The organism is Pseudomonas lutea (assembly GCF_000759445.1).
Lineage (GTDB): Bacteria > Pseudomonadota > Gammaproteobacteria > Pseudomonadales > Pseudomonadaceae > Aquipseudomonas > Aquipseudomonas lutea.
Genome location: NZ_JRMB01000003.1, coordinates 215,889 through 237,004 on the forward strand (window position 1 = coordinate 215,889; position 21,116 = coordinate 237,004).

9 protein-coding genes are annotated in these 21,116 nt (G+C 60.5%); 6 read left to right on the plus strand and 3 right to left on the minus strand.

Annotation, left to right across the window (positions count from 1 at the left end):
* The first annotated feature begins 349 nt into the window (after positions 1-349).
* Genes LT42_RS21815 through LT42_RS21825 form a run of 3 tightly spaced genes read left to right on the plus strand, consistent with a single transcriptional unit; the run spans position 350 to position 4,839 of the window.
* Entirely contained in the window at positions 350-2,113 is a 1,764-nt protein-coding gene (locus LT42_RS21815) for a type I secretion system permease/ATPase (RefSeq protein ID WP_037018100.1), read from the plus strand.
* Between the two features lie 12 nt (positions 2,114-2,125).
* Positions 2,126-3,451, plus strand: a complete 1,326-nt coding sequence (locus LT42_RS21820) for an HlyD family type I secretion periplasmic adaptor subunit (protein WP_037018103.1) — start codon at positions 2,126-2,128, stop codon at positions 3,449-3,451.
* On the plus strand, positions 3,448-4,839 hold the full coding sequence (locus tag LT42_RS21825; RefSeq protein ID WP_037018105.1) for a TolC family outer membrane protein: 1,392 nt from the start codon (positions 3,448-3,450) through the stop codon (positions 4,837-4,839). Before LT42_RS21820 ends, LT42_RS21825 begins: the two co-directional genes overlap by 4 nt.
* A gap of 11 nt (positions 4,840-4,850) precedes the next feature.
* Here the strand turns inward: LT42_RS21825 and LT42_RS21830 are convergent, their stop codons facing one another.
* Positions 4,851-6,011: a glycosyltransferase family 4 protein gene (locus LT42_RS21830; protein WP_037018107.1), complete on the minus strand. Its 1,161-nt coding sequence runs from the start codon at positions 6,009-6,011 to the stop codon at positions 4,851-4,853.
* Positions 6,012-6,180: 169 nt separating this feature from the next.
* Here LT42_RS21830 and lapG point away from each other — a divergent pair, with 169 nt between their 5' ends.
* The 3 genes from lapG (at position 6,181) to LT42_RS21845 (ending at position 9,568) form a co-directional block, all read left to right on the plus strand.
* Positions 6,181-6,876: a cysteine protease LapG gene (lapG, locus tag LT42_RS21835; RefSeq protein WP_081955445.1), complete on the plus strand. Its 696-nt coding sequence runs from the start codon at positions 6,181-6,183 to the stop codon at positions 6,874-6,876.
* Positions 6,877-6,884: 8 nt separating this feature from the next.
* Entirely contained in the window at positions 6,885-8,831 is a 1,947-nt protein-coding gene (gene lapD, locus LT42_RS21840; protein WP_037018109.1) for a cyclic di-GMP receptor LapD, read from the plus strand.
* A gap of 416 nt (positions 8,832-9,247) precedes the next feature.
* Positions 9,248-9,568, plus strand: a complete 321-nt coding sequence (locus tag LT42_RS21845) for a YceK/YidQ family lipoprotein (protein WP_037018111.1) — start codon at positions 9,248-9,250, stop codon at positions 9,566-9,568.
* Positions 9,569-10,090: 522 nt separating this feature from the next.
* Here the strand turns inward: LT42_RS21845 and LT42_RS21850 are convergent.
* Positions 10,091-10,429: a hypothetical protein gene (locus tag LT42_RS21850; protein ID WP_037018113.1), complete on the minus strand. Its 339-nt coding sequence runs from the start codon at positions 10,427-10,429 to the stop codon at positions 10,091-10,093.
* An 83-nt stretch (positions 10,430-10,512) separates the two neighbouring features.
* Positions 10,513-20,796, minus strand: coding sequence for a retention module-containing protein (locus LT42_RS21855; RefSeq protein ID WP_037018115.1), 10,284 nt, complete (start codon positions 20,794-20,796; stop codon positions 10,513-10,515).
* Positions 20,797-21,116: the final 320 nt, after the last annotated feature.

The window sequence follows — 21,116 nt, forward strand, 5'->3', positions numbered from 1 at the left end:
GTCCATTGAAATGTCTCTGCCACGCCGGTGCTGCGGTGCCGGTTAAATTAGCCCGTACAGCTGCGTAGCTTGGCGACAGGTTGCCACCGATCAAGGGTAGTGGCACCCCCCACCCAATCCCGGCACTATCAAAACGCATCACCAGCGCCTGAGCAGGTCTCGCCTCACGCCGGCCTTTCATCTAAATGATGGCCCGGCGTCGAATAAGACCGGTTGTCCAGTGTCGAGATAGCAGGAAATGAATCTGATCGCGGAACGCTATCGCGGTTGGCGGCTCTTATGCTGCCGGCGCGTAGCCGCTGTGACACTCTTTCGGCTTCGCAGCCCTCTATCTTCAATAATGGATTCTATGAGTCGTCCACACGAAAACAACCTGCAGGCGGCGCTCAAGGCGTGTCGCGGAAGCTTCCTCTCGGTCGGGTTCTTCAGTCTTTTCGTGAACACGCTGATGCTGGTGCCGACCTTCTACATGATCCAGATATCAGGTCGGGCGGTGCCCAGCAGCAGCACGTCCACGCTGATCATGCTGACCCTGATCCTCACTTTGCTGATGGTGACGCTCGGCTCCCTGGAATGGGTCAGGTCGCGGATCATGGTGCGCATCAGCAACCGGCTGGATGTGTTGCTCAGTCGCGACGTGTACCGGGCCAGCTTCAAGCGCGCGTTGAGCAGCGGCGGGATGGACGCCTCCGCGCAATCGCTGAATGACCTGACGTCGCTGCGGCAGTTTCTGACCGGCAACGGCCTGTTTGCGTTCTTCGATGCGCCGTGGCTGCCGGTGTACACCGCCGTGATGTTCCTGTTCCATCCCTGGTTTGGCTGGATCACCGTCGTGTCGGCGGTGCTGCTGGTGGCCCTGGCGTACGTCAACCACCGCTATACCGGTGGCGCGCTGGCCGAGGCCAACAAGCAGAGCCTCACGGCCAATCTGCAGACCACCAAGAGCCTGCGCAATGCCGAGGTCATCGAGTCGATGGGCATGCTCGACACGCTGATGGGCCGTTGGGCGGTGCGGCAGCGGCGTGTATTGGTGTTGCAGTCCGGCGCCAGCGACAAGAGCGGCGTCATCACCTCGATCTCCAAGACCTTCCGCATGTGGGCGCAGTCGATGATGCTGGCGGCGGGTGCGTATCTGGTGATCGTTCACGAGATCAACCCTGGCCTGATGATGGCCGGCTCTATCTTGCTGGGGCGTGCGCTGGCTCCGATTGATCAGATGATCGGCAGCTGGAAAGGCTTTGTGTCTGCGCGCGTGCAATACCAGCGCCTCAACGACACGCTTGAAAAACTCAACGCGGAGCCTGAGCGCATGTCGCTGCCGGACCCGGAAGGGCACGTGCAGGTTGAAAACCTTGTGGTCGCGCCGCCGGGTGCCAAGGCGCCTGTGCTAAGGAACATCACTTTTGTCACGCCGGCGGGCAGCATCGTCGGCATTGTCGGGCCCAGCGCGGCGGGCAAGTCGACGCTGGCGCGGGCGCTGCTGGGCATCTGGGCGCCACAGCACGGCGTGGTTCGGCTTGATGGCGCCGACATCAGTACTTGGGACAAGCAGAAGCTGGGGCCGCACTTGGGTTATCTGCCTCAGGACATCGAGCTGTTCGAAGGCAGCATCAGTGACAACATCGCCCGCTTCGCCAAGGTTGATCCTGAGCAAGTGGTGCTGGCGGCGCGCATTGCCGGCGTTCACGAGATGATTCTGCAATTGCCGGACGGGTACGACACGGTGATCGGCAGCGAAGGCGTCAACTTGTCCGGTGGGCAGCGTCAGCGCATCGGCCTGGCGCGTGCGGTCTACGGCAGCCCGCGGTTGATCGTCCTGGATGAGCCGAACTCCAACCTCGATGAAGTTGGCGAGCGCGCGCTTGGCGTAGCCCTGCAAAAGATGAAAGAGACCGGTGCCACGGTGTTCATCATCTCGCACCGGCCGAATGTGCTTTCACGGCTGGACCGGATCATGGTGCTGAACGGCGGCACGCTGTCGATGTACGGCCCACGCGATCAAGTGATTGCCGAACTGGCTCAGCAACAGGCCAAAGCTCAAGCCCAGGCGCAGGGTCAGACCCCGCCTCGGGTTGCTCCAGCTGCGCCCGGCGCAATTCAGCCCAGCGCCTGACAGGAATTCTGAATGACCAGTAATGCAATGACCGTGCTCGAAGAGCACTCTGATGACATGCCCACCTCCGACCGTGGCATTCGCCGGGTCGGGATGACCATCGTGTTGGTGACCTTCGGGTTGTTTGGCACCTGGGCGGCGTTCGCCCCGTTGGGCAACGCGGTGTATGGGTCCGGCGTCGTCACCGTGCAGAGCTACCGCAAAACCGTTCAGCACCTGGAAGGTGGCATCGTCAAAGAACTGCGTGCCCGCGACGGCGACACCGTGCACAAGGGCGATCCGTTGATCATCCTCGACGATGGCCAACTCAATTCCGAATACGAATCCACCCGCAACCAGCTGATCACCGCGCGCGCCAAAGAGGCTCGCCTGCGTGCCGAGCGGGATGACTTGCCTGCCATTCCTGCGCTGAAAATCGACGGAGTGGAGAGCGAACGTGCCCGTGAGGCCATCGACGGTGAGGCTCAGGTGTTCCGGTCGCGGCATGATGCGCGGCTGGGCGAAATTTCGGTGCAGAAGGAGCGTATCGGTCAGTTGAAGCAGCAGATCATTGGCCTCAACGACATGATCGCAACCAAGGTCAGCCTGGAAAAATCCTACACGGGCGAGATCACCGAGCTGAAGGACCTGCTGCGTCAGGGTTTCGTCGATAAACAGCGGCTGCTTGAGCAGGAGCGCAAGCTGGACATGCTCAAGTCTGAGGTGGCGGACCATCAGTCAACCATCACCAAGACCCGTCTGCAGATCAACGAAACCGAGATGCAGATCGTTCAGACCAACCAGAAATTCAGTTCCGATGTGGCCAAGGACCTGAGCGACGTGCAGGCCCAGGTATTCGATTTGCAGGAGAAAGCCAGCGCGCTCAAGGACAGGCTGTCGCGCATCGTGATTCGTGCGCCCGAAGACGGCATGGTGCTGGACATGAAAGTCCACACCATCGGCGGGGTGGTCAGCGCGGGAACACCGCTGCTGGACATCGTGCCGGAGTCTTCGGACTTGGTGGTCGAGGCGCATGTGTCGACCAATGACATTGACCGCATCACAATCGGCAAGCTCACCGACATTCGCTTCAGCGCGTTCAACGCGGCCACGACGCCGGTGATTCAAGGCGAGGTCACGCGCATTTCGGCTGACCGGCTGACGGACGAGAAAACCAACGAGGGGTACTACCTTGTGCGCGTGAAGGTCACCGATGAAGGCTTGAAGCGCTTGGGTGATCGCAAGCTGCAGCCCGGGATGCCCGCCGAGGTGCTGATCAATGCCGGCGAACGCACCATGCTGCAGTATCTGCTCAAGCCTGCGCGCAACATGTTCGCCAAGTCGATGATCGAGGAATGACAGTGGTACGTTTTCTTCCCGTTCTGCTGCTTGGTGTGTTCGCCCTCAAGGCTCAAGCGGTGCAGCCCGCTGCCCCGCAACAGGTCAGCGCTTCAACCTACTCGCTCGACCTGATGACGCTTTACAAAGAGTCGAGGCTTGAAGACCCGCGCATCCTCTCCGCCTACGCGCACGCCCGGTCTGCCAAACAGCAGGAGCGTGAAGCGTTCGGTGGGTTGCTGCCGCAGGTGTCGGCGAACAGCAACATCAACCGGATTTTGCGCAAGGATGAGCAGACGCGGGACATCTACGACAACAAAAGCTATTCGCTGAACCTGAGCCAATTCATCTACAACAAGGAAGCGTGGGAGCGCTACCAGAAGGCCAAGAGCGTGACGTTGCAGAAAGCCTCGCAGTCCGAGGACTCCCAAGCTGAAGCCACGGTAGATCTGGCCAAGCGTTACTTCGCCGCGCTGGCCGCTGACGACGCGCTGGAACTGGTGGTCGCCGAGCGTCGTGCCACCCAGGGCAGTCTTGATCGCATCAATGCGCTGTATGCCAGGCAGATGGCCAAGATCACCGACATGCTCGACCTCAAGGCCCGGGTCGACCTGTTGATTGCGCAGGAAATCGAAGCGCGCAATCAGGTGCGCCTGTCACGGGAAGGCTTGTCCGAGATTGTTGGCCGCCCGATTAATGATCGCTTGAGCCGCATTCGCAACGACATTGCCCTTGAAGCACCGACCCTGGCCCTTGATGCCTGGATCGCCCAGGCGCTCAACAGCAACCCTCGGCTCAAGGCGTATGAGAGCAACCTGGCGGCGGCTGATGCAGCGATACGCGAAGGGAAGGGAGGGCATTACCCTTCGCTGAGTTTCAACCTCGGCGCTTCGCAGAGTGACGTCGGCTACGACAACACCCTGACGCCACGCAGTGACAGCTACGTCGCCACCATTGGCTTGAAAGTGCCCATCTACAGCGGCGGTTCGACCTCAGCACGGGTGAGTGGGCTGTATGACGAGCAATACGCCGCCGAGCAGGACCTGGAAGGTGTGCGCAGGCAGGTGGTGAAGGAAACCACCAACGCTTATCTCACGGCTCAGTCGGCCGTGGACAAGATCCGCGCCGGGCAGAACGCGCTGTCCTCCGCCAAGCAATCGAGCATCGCCGCGCAAAAGGCCTTTGCCTACGGTGTGGTCAACGCGGTTGATGTGCTGACGGCAGTGCAGAACGAATTCAAGGCGCGGGGCGAGCTGTTGAAGTCGCAGTACGACTTCATCACCAACTTGTTCATCCTCAATCGCTGGGCAGGCAAGCTTTCGCAGGAAAGCGTTGCCAGCGTCAACGTGTGGCTCGGTGGCGACGACTCCGAAGCGCTAAAAGACCTGAACAATGCAGCGCCCAAGTAGCTGAAAACGACTCACACTTGCGAGTGTGCCGCCAGCACCTTGCGGTACACCGCCAGCGTTTGCCGCGCGCATTCTTCCCATGTGAAGCGAAGCGCGCGCTCCAGGCCCAACTCGATGCGCTCTGCTCGGAGCGCATCGTTGCTCAAGACATCAAGCATGGCTCGCGAAATGCTCGCAGGGTCCAGCGGGTCGACCGCCCAGGCGGCATTGCCGGTGACTTCAGGCAACGAGGTTGTGTTGGACGCGATGACCGGGCACTTGGCAGCGAATGCTTCGATGACCGGCAGGCCAAAACCTTCATATAAAGAAGCGAAGACCAGCGCGCCGGCGCTTTGCAGCAGTGCGAAGACGTCGGACTGCGGCAGGTAACTCAGCCAGCGCCCTTCGCCGCGTTCTTCCAGTGCCTTGAGCTGCGGAATAAGCTCTTCGTTGGCCCAGCCGTCGCGACCCACAACGATCAGCGGGTGTTGCTTGCGTACCGCCTCGGGCAACAGGTTGAATGCCTCAAGCACCTTGGGCAGATTCTTACGAGGTTGCAGGGTGCCAATGAACAGGAAGAAACCGGGTTTCAGGCCGTGCTTTTCCAGTACTGCGTCGCGGGTCTGCTGAGGAATGCGCTCGAAGTAAATCGGGTCTACGCCCAGCGGCGTCACGCTGATCTTCTCGGGGGCGATCCCCATGTGCGTGACCAGATCCTGTTTGCTGTGTTCGGAGATGGTGATCAGGTGATCAGCGCTGTGAACGCTTCTTGCGAAGAGCCAGCCTTTGAGGGTCTTGAGGTTTTGCCTGATCCATTCCGGGTGAATCAACGGAATGGCGTCCATGACCGTGGCAACCACAGGCACGCCCTTGATCCTCGGGATCTGATGATCGGTGGCGTGGACAATGTTGACGTCGCGGGCAATGGCGGCGGAGTTGGGCAGCGGCAGTTTGAGAACGCCGCTGGACAGCACCTGAATGCGGAAGTCGGTTGAGAGCGTCTTCGGTACGCCGCAGGCGAGTTTGGGCAAATGGCGACCGAACGCGTATGGCTTGATAGTGATGTCGGGTTCTTCGCTCGGCTTGAGCGCTTCCATCGCCTGCCACAGGGACCGCGTGTAGACGCCAATGCCATCCAGATGCCCGGCACGTTCACATCCAGCCCACACGGTGCAGCTAAAACCAATATCCATACGCGTTCCAAACCCACCCGGCGACTCATGAAATGAAAGGCCGCGAGCCTATCATGAGTGGGCTTTTCGGGCATTTCCTTCCGTGCGTGATCTCATCGCGCCATTGCGTTTCCCGACCCAACCCCTCACCATCGCTTTCCGTTATCCATTGCCTGATGGACTAGACAAATTGGCGACACGCCCGGCTCAAAAGCGCCCTGGAATATGGCTGCTGCTGGCGCTTGCACTGACGTGCACGGCGTGTGTGAGCTATCTGCACGCGGATTGGGATTTTTCCCTGATCAGCCGGCGTGCCGAAGCGTTATATGGGCCGTTGGGGGCAGGGCGGCAGCGGATCGATGCCTGGCAGAACCTGCTGGCGACCGAGAAGCAGGTCAGCGAGCTGGACAAGCTGAAGGTCGTGAACCTGTTCTTCAACAAGCAGATGCGTTACGCCGAGGACATCGACCTGTGGCATGAGGTCGATTACTGGGCCACGCCGGTCGAGTCGCTGATCAAGGGGGCGGGGGATTGTGAGGATTACGCGATCGCCAAGTATTTCAGCCTGCGCCGCCTGGGCGTGCCGAGCGAGAAGCTGCTGATCACCTACGTCAAGGCGCTGCGCCTGAATCGCGCGCACATGGTGCTGACCTATTACTCGACCCCCAACGCGATGCCGTTGGTGCTCGACAGCCTGATCGATGACATCAAACCCGCCAGCGAACGCACGGACCTGTTGCCGGTGTATGCCTTCAACGCAGAAGGGCTTTGGTTGCCCGGCGCGCAGGGCAACAAGAAAGTGAGCGACACCAAGCGTCTGTCCCGTTGGCAGGACGTGCTGAAAAAAATGACCGCCGAAGGCTTCCCCGCCGAGCCCGAGAATTAGGAGTACTGATGTCTCTGTTCAAACAGCTGTTGATCGCAATCTGTCTGTTTTTGGTGGTCGCGTTTGCGGGGAGTTTTGTCGTCAGCCTCGAAAGCTCGCGGGCGCAGTACGTCAATCAGTTGCGCTCGCACGCTCAGGACGCCGCCACGTCGCTGGCGTTGTCGCTGACGTCCAACATCGACGACCCGGCGATGGTCGAGTTGCTGGTGTCGTCGATCTTCGACAGCGGTTATTACGCGAGCATCCGTGTGGTGGACTTGGCGAGCGGCGACGCGATTGTCGAGCGCAGTGCGACGCCGGACAACCAGGGCGTGCCGCAGTGGTTCATCGATGCGATCGGGCTGGAGCCGGCGGGCGGCGAGGGGGTTGTCAGCCGGGGCTGGCAGCAGACTGCGCGGGTCGAGGTGGTGAGCCATCCGATGTTCGCGTTGGCCAAGTTGTGGCAGAGCGCGCTGGGCAGCCTGGGTTGGTTGCTGGTGTGCGGCGTGGTCAGTGCGATTCTGGGGGCGATGCTGTTGCGTCGTCAGCTTAAGCCGCTGGACTACATGGTGGCGCAATCCCAGGCGATTGGTCGTCGCGAGTTTCTGACGCTGCCCGAGCTGCCGCGCACGCCTGAGCTGCGGCGGGTGGTGCAGGCGATGAACCAGATGGTCGAGAAACTCAAGGCACTGTTTCAGGAGAGCACCGAGCGCAGTGAAAAGCTGCGCATCGAGTCGTATCAGGACAGCCTGACCGGGCTGTCGAACCGTCGTTATTTCGATATGCAGCTCAACGCGCACGTCAGCCATCTGGAGGACGGGCGCGCGGGGTATCTGATGCTGTTGCGGGTCAAGGACCTGGCCGGGCTGAACCAGCGTCTGGGTGGCAAGCGGACCGACGCGTTGCTGGTGGCGGTGGCCGAGCAGCTGGTGCGTCACTGCGAGAAGTATCCCGAAACCCGCAACCTGATCAGCCGCAGCCGTGGCGGTGAGTTTGCGGTGCTGGCGCCGGGCATGGTCCACCATGAGGCCGTGCAGTGGGTGCAGAATCTGGAGGCAGCGCTGCAGAGTCTTGAGGCCACTGGCGCTTCGGATGTTTCGCCGGTCGCGCACATGGGCCTGGCGCCGTACAGCCCGGGCGATGCCTCGCTGACCTTGCTGGCGTTGGCGGATCAGGCGTTGTCTCAGGCCGAAAGCGGCGGCGAGCAGTCTTGGTACTGCATCGAGCGCGGGGCGATTGGTGATCTGGGTGAGGATCAGCATGAGTGGCACAGGACGCTGGACCGGGCGCTGGCCCATGGGCGTTTTCAGCTGTTCTTTCAGCCGGTGGTGGCGTCTGGCGACGGGACGACCGTGTTGCATTACAAGGTGTTGTCGCGGCTGGTCGATGCGGACGGGGTGACGATTCCGGCGGGGCGTTTTCTGCCGTGGCTGGAGCGCTTTGGCTGGTCGAGCCGTCTGGATCTGCTGATGCTGCGGGAGGTGCTGGCGCATCTGGGTACTCACAATGAGCGGCTGGCGCTGAACCTGTCGGCGGCCACGCTTAACGATGCGGCGGCGATGAACGAAGTGTTCGCGGCGCTGCGTCAGCATCCCAAACTGGGCCCGCGCCTGACGCTGGAGATCGGCGAGGAGCAAGTGCCCGAGCAGGCGGTGCTGGAGAAGCTGACCCGACGCCTGCAAGAGGCCGGGTATTCGCTGGCGTTGCAGCGCTTTGGTGGGCGTTTCAGCATGATCGGCAACCTGGCGCATCTGGGGCTGGCGTATCTGAAGATCGATGGCGGTTACATTCGCGCGATTGATGAGGAAAGCCACAAGCGGTTGTTCATCGAAGCGGTCCAGCGCGCGGCGCACAGTATTGACCTGCCGTTGATTGCGGAACGGGTCGAGACCGAAGGCGAGCGCCGGGTGATTGTCGAGATGGGGATTGAAGGGGTGCAAGGGCGGTTGTTTGGCGATCCTGCGCCGTGGAAGTGATGGGCTCAGAAATGCGTCTGCCGGTGAACTCAATGATGCTGGCTGACGCGCGATGTGTACGAGCGCGCTTGCCCGCGAATGCGGTGGATCAGTCACCCCTTTAGCGACTGACAGAACGCATTCGCCAGCAAGCCGGCTCCTACGGATTTGGGTGGGTTGATCAATAGGCGTTGTGTCAGGCGTGGGGGGCGGCGCCCCGAAAAACGCTTTCGCGAGCAAGCGCGCTCCTACGCCCTTCGGGCAGAAGCAGACCGCGATCCATGCCATCCTTTCGGGTATTGCCGACCAACAGGGGCCTGATCCAACGCGGACTGCCGGCGGTGCGTCGTCCACCATTGCGTTGGGTGGTCAAGCTTGGGTTTACATCGACACGCGACCCGCGTCGTTATTTCAAATCAAACAATGGAAGCGCACTTATGAAGCTATGGACTGCAGCATTAATGATGGCAACCCTCTCAGGGTGCGGCACTATCAAGACCCTCAACGACGAGAAAGGGGCCGCGGACACATTGGCGCGACACAGCTCCAATTGCCAGTCCATCCCCCGTGCCTACAGCGGTGCGGTTTACCAGTTCTGCACCTTGAACGCTCCACCAGTTTCCGGCCCACACTGGTCTGCACCCACCATTGCATTGGACATGGCCCTTTCCGCGGTCGCCGATACCGTGCTGCTTCCCTATACGGGGTATCAGCAATACCAGCAGGGCGACATCAAGGTCCGACGTAAGCAGTACTGATCGGTCTGCGCCGTCACTTGGGGCTGAAAGTTTTGTGAGCAAGCTCATTCTCATAGAACAAAAATTGATGGCGGTCATGCTGGCCTCTTCCCGGCTGAAGCCGGTCCCACCAAGAGTCGCGCCTGCATTCAGTAAAATGTGTGGTGATCAAACCGGCCTCTTCCCGGCTAAAGCCGGTCCCACTAAGGCACCGCATTCACATTGTGGGACCGGCTTTAGCCGGGCAGTTGATCTGGCCCTTGATCTGCTTTTGATCTTCATACGCAAAAGGCTCGAACACCGCCAATCGCGACTTGGGTGCAGGCTGAACGCAGGGCCCACGGAGCGAGACCGGAGTGAAGGAACCCTGAGGAACGAAGGGCCCAACCAGGAGCAAGCACCCTTGGTTACTTGGGGATGGTGCGACTTTCGACTTTTCTAAGTAACTCGCCGAAGGCGAAACCCGAGGCCGTTAGGCCGACGCGCGCTAATTTCGCGCGACAGCGCGTCGTTGCAAAACGGTGCGTACGAAAGGAGAGGCCTTCAGATCAGCCGTTGTTCGTCGTCGTTGATCAGATCGCTCAGGCCGCCGAGTGTTTCCCGGGCCTGGGTACGGTCCATCAGTTTTGCCTGTGCGGCGGCGGGGAGGTCGGTGATGTTGAGGATGCCTTTGCTCGTCAGGACCTGAATCAAGTCATCGAGTACCCGGATCATGTCCATGTCGCTGGACTTGAGCTGGATCAGGCTCTTCTCTACCACTTCATTGGCAAACCAGGCTTGCACCTGATGATCATCCGGCGGCAGTTGCTCGCTTGCTTCGGCGAAAGCCGTTGCTTCCACGCGAACTAGCGTTCCGTCGGCATCGCGCTGAACGTAAAACATGGCTCATTCCTCAGGGACTAACCGAACTGGCGACCGTCAAAGACGGTCGCCAGCACAGTACAACAGCTCTCGCGACGCAGCTATCAGTGGTGATCGACTTTGATGGTCGGGTCCGCACCGCTCACCAGCGAGTTGACCATGGCATTGCTCCAGGTCACGCCTTCCACCTTGATGTGCACATCGGCCGTGGTCGCCGCGGCAGCCGCGGTGACGTTGGACGCGAACTGCCCGGTGGTGCTGACCTGCAGAATGGTGTCATGGCCATCGTTGCTGACTTGCAGGTACTTGCTGAGGGTGTCGGTGTCTTCACCTTGCAGCAGGTCACGCAGGTCAATGCGGTCGCCAGCGTCCTTGTTGAAGTCCTTGATCACATCAAAGCCGCCGCTGTTGGTGTCGCCGGCTTTCCAGGTAAACGTGTCCGCACCGGCGCCGCCGAAGAGGATGTCGTTGCCTTTGCCGCCGACGAGCACGTCATTGCCACCCTGACCAAACAGGATGTCATTGCCATTGCCGCCCAGCAGGGTGTCATTGCCGTCCAGCGAGGTGGACGACTTGGCAGCCAGGTCAGCCACCTGATCGAGGTGGTTGGTCACGAACGAATGCAGCGTCTTGTCATCGATGGTCGACACATCGACGTGCAGCGTGTCCGCCGCGAACGCCTTCAGCGCCGTGGTGCCACCCTGTGTGTTGAAGGTGATCAGATCACCGAACAGGATGTCATTGCCGTCGCCACCGTTGAGGGTGTCGCTGCCCGGCGCGATGGCTTTCTGGTCGCCCAGTACCGCTTTTGCCAGGTCGTCGGCGTTGACGTTGTTCAACGAATGATGGTCGCTGTCGTAGCGATCAAGGGTGGCCGTCTTCACGCCCGAGCCCAGGCCGATCGCTTCGATGGTGGGCGACTGCTTCAACAGCAGCGCGTAGCCGGTGTCCGCGTCATCGATCACCTTCTGGCTGCCGTTCATCTCGGGAGACGTCAGGCTGTATTCAAAACCGCCCTTGCCGTCGGCATGGCTGGAAAGCGTACCGACCTGTTGCTTGGTCCCGTCAGCCGCGTAGGTGAAGACGTTGCCTTTGGAGTCAATGGCTTCTTTGCCGTTGACGCTGAAGGTGTGCGCCTGTGTCCAGCTCGCCAGCGCCATCGCCACGGTGACATCGGAGCCATTCACGTTGCCCAGCACCGTGCTGGTGTTCTGGTAAACGTTAGGCTCGCCGTCGGTGATGAAATAGGTGCGGTTCTCACCCGTCGGGTTGCTGCTGTTCAAGCCGGCGAACCAGTTTGCGGTGGTCTTGAACGGGTCTTCGTAGTTGGTGGTACCGCCCGAGGTCATGCCGGCCAGCGCTGCGGTCAAGGTCTTCATGGCCGCGGCCTTGTCAGACATGTCCACCGCCACCTGTGAGCGCACGTTGGTGTCGAAATCCACCAGCAGCACGTTGACCTTGCCGGCGTTGGCCGTCTGGGCACCGTTCGCCAGTTTCTCGAACACCGACTGCAGCTGAGTCTTCGCCGTGTCGAGGTTTTTGCCCATGCTGCCCGAGCTGTCCACGATGAAGGCGATGTTGTAGCTCTTGCCCTGCACGATGGTCGTACCGCTGACGTCGCCGACGATAATGTCGCCACCCAGGGTGCCGTTCACCGGCGTCGGGTCGGTGCCAGCCAGACCTTCGATTGAAGTGTAAGTCTGCGCTTCGACGTTGACGGCGATCACCTTCGTGTCGGTGGCGCTCTTCACGCTGGTAGCCACGCCGTCCACGTCCGCTTCGGTTGCGGTGGCGGTGATGGTCAGGTTGAACTTGCCGTTGAAGCCAGGCGTGGTGATGCTCAGTGTCGACAGGTCGAACGTGCTGACATCGACCCCTTCGCTCACGTTCGTCACGGTGGCCGTGTGGCCAGCAGCGTCGGTCAGAGTCGAGCCCGCCGGCGCGCCGGTGGCCTTGATCACGTGCGTCTCGGAACCGTCGAGGCTGTCACCGAACATCACTTTGACCGAGCTGAGCTTGATCGCGTTGCCTTCAGTGCCGTGGTTCAGTTCGTAGGCTGAGTAGTAACCCTCACCACTGCCGGCCGTGCCTTCTTGCAGCGACGAGATATTCGGGTTGGCAGCCTTCAGGTCATCGACCGACGCGTAAAGCGTCGTGTTGGTGCTGTCCAAAGCGACTGCCACAGAGCCGGATTTGGAGGCGTCCAACAGCGTGATGTTGTAGTTGCCCGGCCCGGCCTGGTTGTAGTGATAGACGTCCAGGGTGTAGTAGCCCGACGCGGTAGGTGTGAAGCCCGCGCCCGAAATCTTGCTGCCCGCGCCCCATGTCGCGGTTGCCGCCGTCTGGCCGCCCACGGTGATGAGCAGACTGTCGTCCGCATTACCGCCGAAGGTGTAGGTGTGACCGGCTTCCATGAAGATCAGGCCGGACAGCTTGGTCCCGGTGCCTGCGGCAATCGAGGAGTCCGCTGCACCTGTAGCGAAGCTGTGAGTGGTCGGCGCACCAGCGCTGTTGAAACCCGCCTTGAGGGCCGACTCGCTCGCGCCCTGACCATTGGTGCCCAAGTCCAGGGTGCCAACATACACATCCTTCGTCAGGCCGTGCGTCACGACTGCGCCTTCGCCCAGCGTGACCACTGGCTTATCGGCGACCGGCGAAATGCTGATCGTGCCAGTTGCTTTAACCGTGCTGGCCAGGCCCTGATCATCGACTGCCTGATAGGTGAACTTGGTGATACCCGCCCAATCTGCGGCCGGCTTGAAGTACACCGTCGCAGCGTTGCCGATGGCGGCGATGTTGCTCAGGCTGGTCAGTGCGACCTTGCCCGCAGCATCGGCGTAGAACGTGCCGTGTGCAGCCATGTCGACCAGGTTGAAGTGGTCGATTTTGCTGTCTACGTCGGTCGCGCTGAGGTTCACCGCGATTGGCGCGTTGTCTTCGATGCCTTTGGCGGTGGTGGCATCGGCCACCGGTACATCGTTGACCGTCGTGATGTGAATCGTCGACGTGGTGCTGGCGATGTTGTTGGTGGCGCTGCCGTCGTTGACGCTGATGTTGATGATGCGGTCGTCTTTGACAGGATCGTGAGACGTGCTGTCGTAGGTGATCGACGAAATCGCCGTCTGGTACTGCGCCGCAGTGCCCCCAGCGAACGTGATGACCTTGCCGGTCACAACGTTATTGGTCATGACGTCGGTCAGGGTGTACTTCAGGCCTGCGGTGTCACCGATGGCCAGCAGATCGCCCGCCTTGTAGTTGGTCAGCGTGACCGTAGCGCTTTGCAGGGTCGGGGTGTCAGCGTCATTTAAGGTGAAGTCGGCCGCAATCTTGCCCGGACCTTTGCCCGGCGCGTTGACATCGCCGCCGACCAGGGTCTCGTTCCAGGTATTGCCGAAGTCTTTGCCATTGCCAACATGCCCAATAACCGGCGCGTCGTTCACGGCAATCACGTTGATCTGGCTGTCGTGGACGACGGTCAGGTTCTTGCTGCCGTTGGCATCCGCGTCAGTCACCGCAATGGTCACGTTACGCGCCGCAGTGCTTGGGTTTTCACTGCTGTTGGCGTAGGTGATCGACTTGATCACGGCTTCGTAGTCGGCAATCGACGCCTTGCCGGTCAGGTTGATGAAGATATGGCCATCAGCGTCGTTGCTGAGGCTGTATTTGATCCCCAGGCCTGTGTCGCCGTTGTTTGTGTCTTTGTAGTACTTGGAAACGATCAGGTCTTCAGCCTGAATGCCGGTCAGCGTGATCTTCGCGCTGGTCAGCTCTTTGCTGTCGACGTCGGTGATGCTGAAGTTCTTGACGATTGGCGTCGCTGTGCCGTTTTCGGTGTACGTGATGCTGCCGAAGTTGACGACTGGCGCGTCGTTGACCGGCGCGACATTGATGGTGCCGTTGGCTGGTGTGCTGTCAGCCTTACCCTGGTTATCCACTGCGGTGTAAGTGAACGTGGCATCACCGCTCCAGTTGCTGTCCGGCTTGAAGTAGACGGTCGCGCTGTTGTTGGTCGCATTGATGAGGCTGCTGCCGTTCAGCACCTGAGTCGCTTGAGCATCGGCGTAGAACGTGCCGTGTGTGTCCTTGTTGCTGGCCAGGGTGAAGTGGTCGACGTTGCCATCGACGTCGGTGCCCGTCAGCTTGACGGCGATGACGCTGTCTTCGTTGCCGGTGGCCGTTGCAGGCTTGGTGACCGGAGCGTCGTTGACCGAGATCACATTGATCGCGCTGCCGTGGACGACGGTCAGGTTGTTGGTGCCGTTGGCATCTGCGTCGGTGACAGCAATGGTCACGCCGCGTGGCGTGGTGACCGGGTTGTTGCTGCTGTCGGCGTAGGTGATCGAATTGATCAGGGTTTCGTAATTGGCAACCGAAGCCTTGCCGGTCAGATCGATGTAGATAGTGCCGTCGGCGTCGTTGCTCAGCGTGTACTTGATGCCCAGGCTCGTATCGCCAGATGTGCCGTCTTTGTAGTACTGAGAGACGATCAGGTCTTCAGCCTTAATGCCGGTCAGCGTGATCTTCGCGCTGGTCAGCTCGGTGCTGTCGACGTCGGTGATGCTGAAGTCTTTGACGATCGGCGTCGCCACACCGTTTTCGGTGTAGGTGATGCTGCCGAAGTTGACGACTGGCGCATCGTTGACCGGGGTGACGGTGATGCTGCCGGTTGCCGGGGTAGTGGACGCCAGGCCCTGATTATCGACAGCGGTGTAGGCGAATGGCGTGGTGCCATTCCAATTGGCGTCCGGCTTGAAGTAGATCGTCGCGCCATTGTTGGTGGCGGTGATGTCGTTCAAGTTGGCCAGCGGCTGAGTGCCGGCTGCGTCGGAGTAGAACGTGCCGTGGGCAGGCGTGTTGACCAGGCTGAAGTGGTCAATGGTGCCGTCGACGTCAGAGCCCGTCAGCTTGACGGCAATGACAGTGCCTTCGTCGCCCTGGCCCGATGCGGCCTGGACCAGCGGTGCATCGTTGACCGGGTTCACAATGACCTTCAGGGTCTCGACCGTGGTCGCCTTCAGATCGTTTGACTCTGTCGACGTCACGCTCACCTGCAAATTGATCGGGCCGTTGTAATCGCCCGGTGGGGTGATGGTCAGCTTGGTCAGGTCCCAATCCTTGAGCACAACGGTGCCGTCGCCATCCTTCTCGGAGGTGTAGCTGTGCGAGCCATCAGTCAGCACGGCGCCCACCGGGATGCGGGCGACAGTGACAGGGCTCAGTTTTTCCGAGCCATCGGTGTCGACCAATGCAGTGCTCACGGTCAACTTGATGGCCGTGTCTTCGTTGCCTTGGGCGTTAGTGACGTTGACGATTGGCGCGTCTGCCACTGGCGTGACGTTGATCGTGCCGTTGGCCAGATCGCCGGCCGGCAGGTTCTGGTTGTCGACCGCGGTGTAGGTGAAAGTGTTTTCACCCGCCCAGTTGGCGTCCGGCTTGAAGTAGATCGTCGCGCCATTGTTGGTCGCGGCGATGTTGTTCAAGTCGGTCAACGGCTGGGTGCCGGCAGCGTCGGTGTAGAACGTGCCGTTGACAGGCGTTTTGACCAGGCTGAAGTGGTCAATGGTGCCGTCTACGTCAGAGCCCGTCAGTTTGACGGTGATCAGGGTGTCTTCATTACCCGTGGCCGAGGTGTTGCTGACCTCCGGCGCATCGTTGACCGCGATGACCGTGATCTGGCCGCTGTGGCTGCCGGACACGTTGTTGGTGCCGTGGGCGTCCGCGTCAGTCACCGAGATGGTCACGCCGCGTGGCGCAGTGACCGGGTTCTGGCTGGCGTCTGCATAAGTGATCGACTTGATCACGGCCTCGTAATCGGCAACCGAAGCCTTGCCGGTCAGGTCGATGAAGATACGCCCATCGGCATCGTTGCTCAGGCTGTATTTGATGCCCATGCCCGCGTCGCCACTGGTGCCATCTTTGTAGTACTTGGAAACGATCAGGTCTTCGGCCTGAATGCCGGTCAGCGTGATCTTCGCGCTGGTCAGCTGGTCGCTGTCGACGTCAGTGATGCTGAAGTTCTTGACGATCGCCGTCGGCGTTGCCGCATCGTTTTCGGTGTAAGTGACGCTATCGAACTTGACGACCGGAGCGTTGTTGACGGCCACCACTTCGATCTGGCCGTCGTGGGACCCGGTCTGGTTGTTGGTGCCGTTGGCATCCGCGTCCGTCACAGCGATGGTCACACCGCGTGGCGCAGTGACCGGGTTGTTGCTGTTGTCGGCGTAGGTGATCGACTTGATCAGGGTTTCGTAGCTGGCAACCGAAGCCTTGCCGGTCAGGTCGATGACGATGTTGCCGGCGGCGTCAGTACTCAGGGCATATTTGATGCCCAGCGAAGTGGTGCCGTCGGTGCCGCCCTTGTAGTACTTGGACACGATCAGGTCTTCAGCCTGAATACCGGTCAGCGTGATTTTTGCGCTGGTCAGCTGGCTGCTGTCGACGTCGGTGATGCTGAAGTTCTTGACGATGGCGGTCGGCGTGCCCGCTTTGTTTTCGGTGTAGCTGATGCTGTCGAAGTTGACGACCGGGGCATCGTTGACCGCCACCATGTTGACCTGCCCGCTGTGGGCTCCGGTCAGGTTGTTGGTCCCGCTGGTATCACTGTCGACGTCGGTAACAGTAATGTTGACGCTGCGTGGGGTAAGGCTCGGGTTTTTGCTGTCGTCTGCGAAAGTGATCGACTTGATCAGGGTTTCGTAAGCGGCCACCGAAGCCCTGCCGGTCAGGTCGATAACGACATTGCCTTTGGCGTCGTTGCTCAGGCTGTAGGTGATGCCCAGGCCGGTGGCGCCCGTGTTATCGCCTTTGTAGTACTGGGACTCGACCAGGTCTTGCGCCTGAATGCCGGTCAGCGTGATCTTCGCGCTGCTCAGCTCTTTGCTGTCGACGTCGGTGATGCTGAAGTTGCTGGCGATTGCCATTGGCGCGCCGCTTTCGGTGTAGCTGATGCTGTCGAAGCTGACGACAGGGGCATCGTTCACAGGCGTGACGTTGACCGTCAGTGGCCTGGTCGTCGTTGCGGAGTCCTTGTTGGCGCCTTCGATCGACGTCGAGCTCACTAGCAGCGTGAACGAACCGTTGAAGTCTTTCGGCGGGGTGATGGTCAGCTTGGAAAGATCCCAGCCTGTGATCCAGACCTCGCTGTCGCCTGTGCTGATCGACGTGTAGCTGGTGGTGCCGTCAGTCAAGGTGGCGCCGATCGGAATAGCGGAAACGACCAGTTGACCCAGCGACTCGGAGCCGTCGGTGTCGACCAGCGCGGTGCTCAGGTCCAGCTTGATCGCGGTGTCTTCAGCGCCTTGGGTGTTGGCCACGTTGACGATCGGGGCATCGGCCACTGGAGTGACGCTGATGTTTCCGGTTGCCGGTGTGCTGGCCAGGCCCTGGTTGTCGACAGCGGTGTAGGTGAAATCGCTGGTGACACCCGCCCAGTTTTCGGTCGGCTTGAAGTAAATCGTCGCGCTGTTGTTGGTGGCGGCGATGTTGCTGAGGTTGGTCAGCTCCTGAGTACCGGCTGCGTCAGCGTAAAACTTGCCGTTGCTGGCCATCGACAACAGGTTGAAGTGATTGATGGTGCCGTCTACGTCACTGCCGGTCAGCTTGACGGCAATGGGCGTGTCTTCTTTACCGTTGCCTGCGGTGTTTTCCACCGTCGGAGCGTCGTTGACCGGAGTGATGCCGATCTGACCCGTGGCGCTGCCGGACAGGTTATTGGTGCCATTGGCATCTACGTCGGTGACTTCAATCGTCACGCCACGCGGGGTGGTGATCGGATTGTCGCTGCTGTTGGCGTAGGTGATCGAGTTGATCAGCGTGGTGTAGTCGGCAATCGACGCGTTGCCGGTCAGATCAATCACGATATTGCCGTTGGCGTCGTTGCTCAGGCTGTAGCTGATGCCCAGCGTGGTGGTGCCACTGGTCCCACCGTTGGCATCGGTGTAGTACGGGGAAACGATCAGGTCTTCAGCCTGAATACCCGTCAGGGTGATTTTCGCGCTGCTCAGTTGGTTGCTGTCGACATCGCCGATCTGCAGGTTGCTGACCAGCGGCTGAGCCGCGCCGTTCTCGACGTAATCAGGGTTGGTGAAGCTGATGGTTGGCGCGTCGTTCACTGGCGTCACGGTGACGATCAACGGCAGCGTGGTGGTCGCCGAATCCTTGTTGGCGCCTTCAGTCGATGTCGAACTCACTTGCAGGGTGATCGAGCCGTTGAAGTTCAGTGGCGCCTGAAAGGTCAGGTTGTTCAGGTTCCAGCCGTCGATATAAACAGCACCATCGCCTGTGGCGATCGAGGTGTAGCTGTTGACACCATCGGTCAGCACGCCACCGACCGGGATGCCGGACACCACGAGCGGGAACAGGGATTCAGAGCCGTCGGTGTCGACCAGCGCAGTGCTCAGATTCAGCTTGATCGGCGTGTCTTCAGCGCCCTGGGCGTTGATGACGTTGACAGTCGGGGCATCGGCCACTGGCGTGACGTTGATGACGCCGTTTGCGGGCGTGCCGGCTGCCAGGCCCTGATTGTCGACTGCGGTATAGGTGAAGTTGGTGTCGCCCGCCCAGTTGGCGTTCGGCTTGAAGTAGATCGTTGCGCTGTTGGCGGTGGCGGCGATGTTGCTGAGGTCGGTCAGCGCCTGAGTACCGGCAGCGTCGGCGTAGAAAGTGCCGTTGGCGGCCAGGCTCACCAGGTTGAAGTGATCGATGGTGCCGTCGACGTCAGCGCCGGACAGGTTGACGGCGATGGTGGTGTCTTCATCGCCCTGGCCTGCAGCCGCGTTCACGGTCGGCGCATCGTTGACCGACACGACGTGCACGATGCCGGTGACCGGCACGGAGTCGTTCTGGCCATCGTTGACAGTGATGGTGATCGTACGATCAACGACGCTTGGGTCTTCGCTGCTGTTCTGGAAGGTGATCGACTTGATTACGGCTTCGTATTCGGCAGCAGTGGCTGCGCCGGTCAGGGTCAGAACAATCTGGCCATTGACGGTGGCGGTGCTGACCGTAATGTTCGCATTCGGGCTGCCCACCACCAGCGTGTCAGTGTCCTGAGGGTTGGTCAGGGTGACGCGCGCGCTTTGCAGGTTCGGGCTGTCGGCATCGGTGATGGTCAACTGGTCGGCGATCGATACGCCAGCCTGGCCTTCGGTGAAGGTGGTTTCGCTGTTGACGCCGTTGCCGTTGCCATTGCCGTCGACGACTGGCAGGGAGTCGTTGTCGATGATGGTGGTGGTGACGCTGCCATTGGTGCTGCTGGCGACGACATTCTCGAAGTTGCCGCCAGTGATCGCGCCGATGGCCACGGTGACGTTTTCAACGCCTTCCGGGATGGTGTCATTCAGCGTGTTCAGATCAAACGTGACGCTGCTGCTGTTGGCCGGGATCTTCACGCTGACCACTTGCGTGTAGTCACTGCCGTCGGTCGCGGTGCCGCTGTAAGTCAGGTTGATCGTGACTTCGGTCTGCGCCGGGTTGCTCAGGGTGATGGTGTAGGTGGCGGGCTGGCCTTCAACCACTGACTGGCTGCCGGTGATGCTGGCAATGGTGGTGTCGATGGTGTCGGTGATGGTGGTCACCGCCGGAGTCGGGTCGGTCGTCACTACCAGACCGCCACCGCCGGTGGTGCCGGTGATGGTGGTGCTGATGACGGACGGGTCGATGTACGGCGTGTTGGTGTTCGGCACCTGAACGGTGGTGGTGCCCGAGGTGTCACCCGCCCGGATAATGATGCTTGCGCCGTTGGACAGGTTAACTGTCAGGTCGCTCAGCGGTGCTTGCGTGACGTTCGCGGTGAACACCAGCGCGCCGCCATTTTCGGTCAGCGTCGGGGTGGCGCTCAGCGACAGCGTGCCGGTCGGTGCTGGCGCCACGCCGTTGCCGTTGCCGTTGCCGTTATCGATGGCCAGGCCATTCACCAGCGTTGGTGGAGGCGTGGTGGTCGTTCCCAGGCCGTTGGTCGGGAAGCCGATGGTCGGGTCTACCGAGCCCGCGGTCTCGGTCAACATCACCACGCTGTGGCCGCCGCCGGCGTTGCCGCCATCACCGGGCGCTGCCTGCGGGCCGGCCGCAGTGGCTTCGAGGTCTTTGGTCGGGTCGGCGCCAGCCGCAATGGCTTGCTGCAGTTCCGCAACGGACGGTGCCGCCTGGGCAGTGGCTTCGGCGAGGTTAGTGGTCGACGTCGGTGCGTCGGCGCTCCACTGGCTGTCACGGCCCATGTCCAATTGACGGCCATCAGGAAGCTGCAGCGTGACCGCGCCTCCCGGGCCTGTCAGGACCTGCTCGCCGGTGAACAGCCGGTCACCCTCGATCAGCACACGACGAATCCCTTCCGGGGAAACTGCGACTACCTGGCCAACAATGCTTTTGACGATGGCAACAACACTGCTCATGGGGGTGACTCTCCGAGATTACCGTTCAGTTGGTATCCATCATGCCGACCGGCTTAACTATCGCCGCTTCATACTGGAATACGTATAGATTCGCATTTGTTTCGATACCAGATAACAAGTTAGGGAACTTTCTAAGTTGCTCGTAATCTGGCGTCAATTTATTAACAGCAGGTCGGCACAGGAATTAACTTTCTGCCAAAGTATTGACCTATTCGGCGACATCCTAAACAATCGCATCCGTAATGTCACATTGATATTTGATGAGATCGCGTATTTCTGCAGTGTGATCCCCAGCGCCCTTCAGAACACTCTCGAAACGA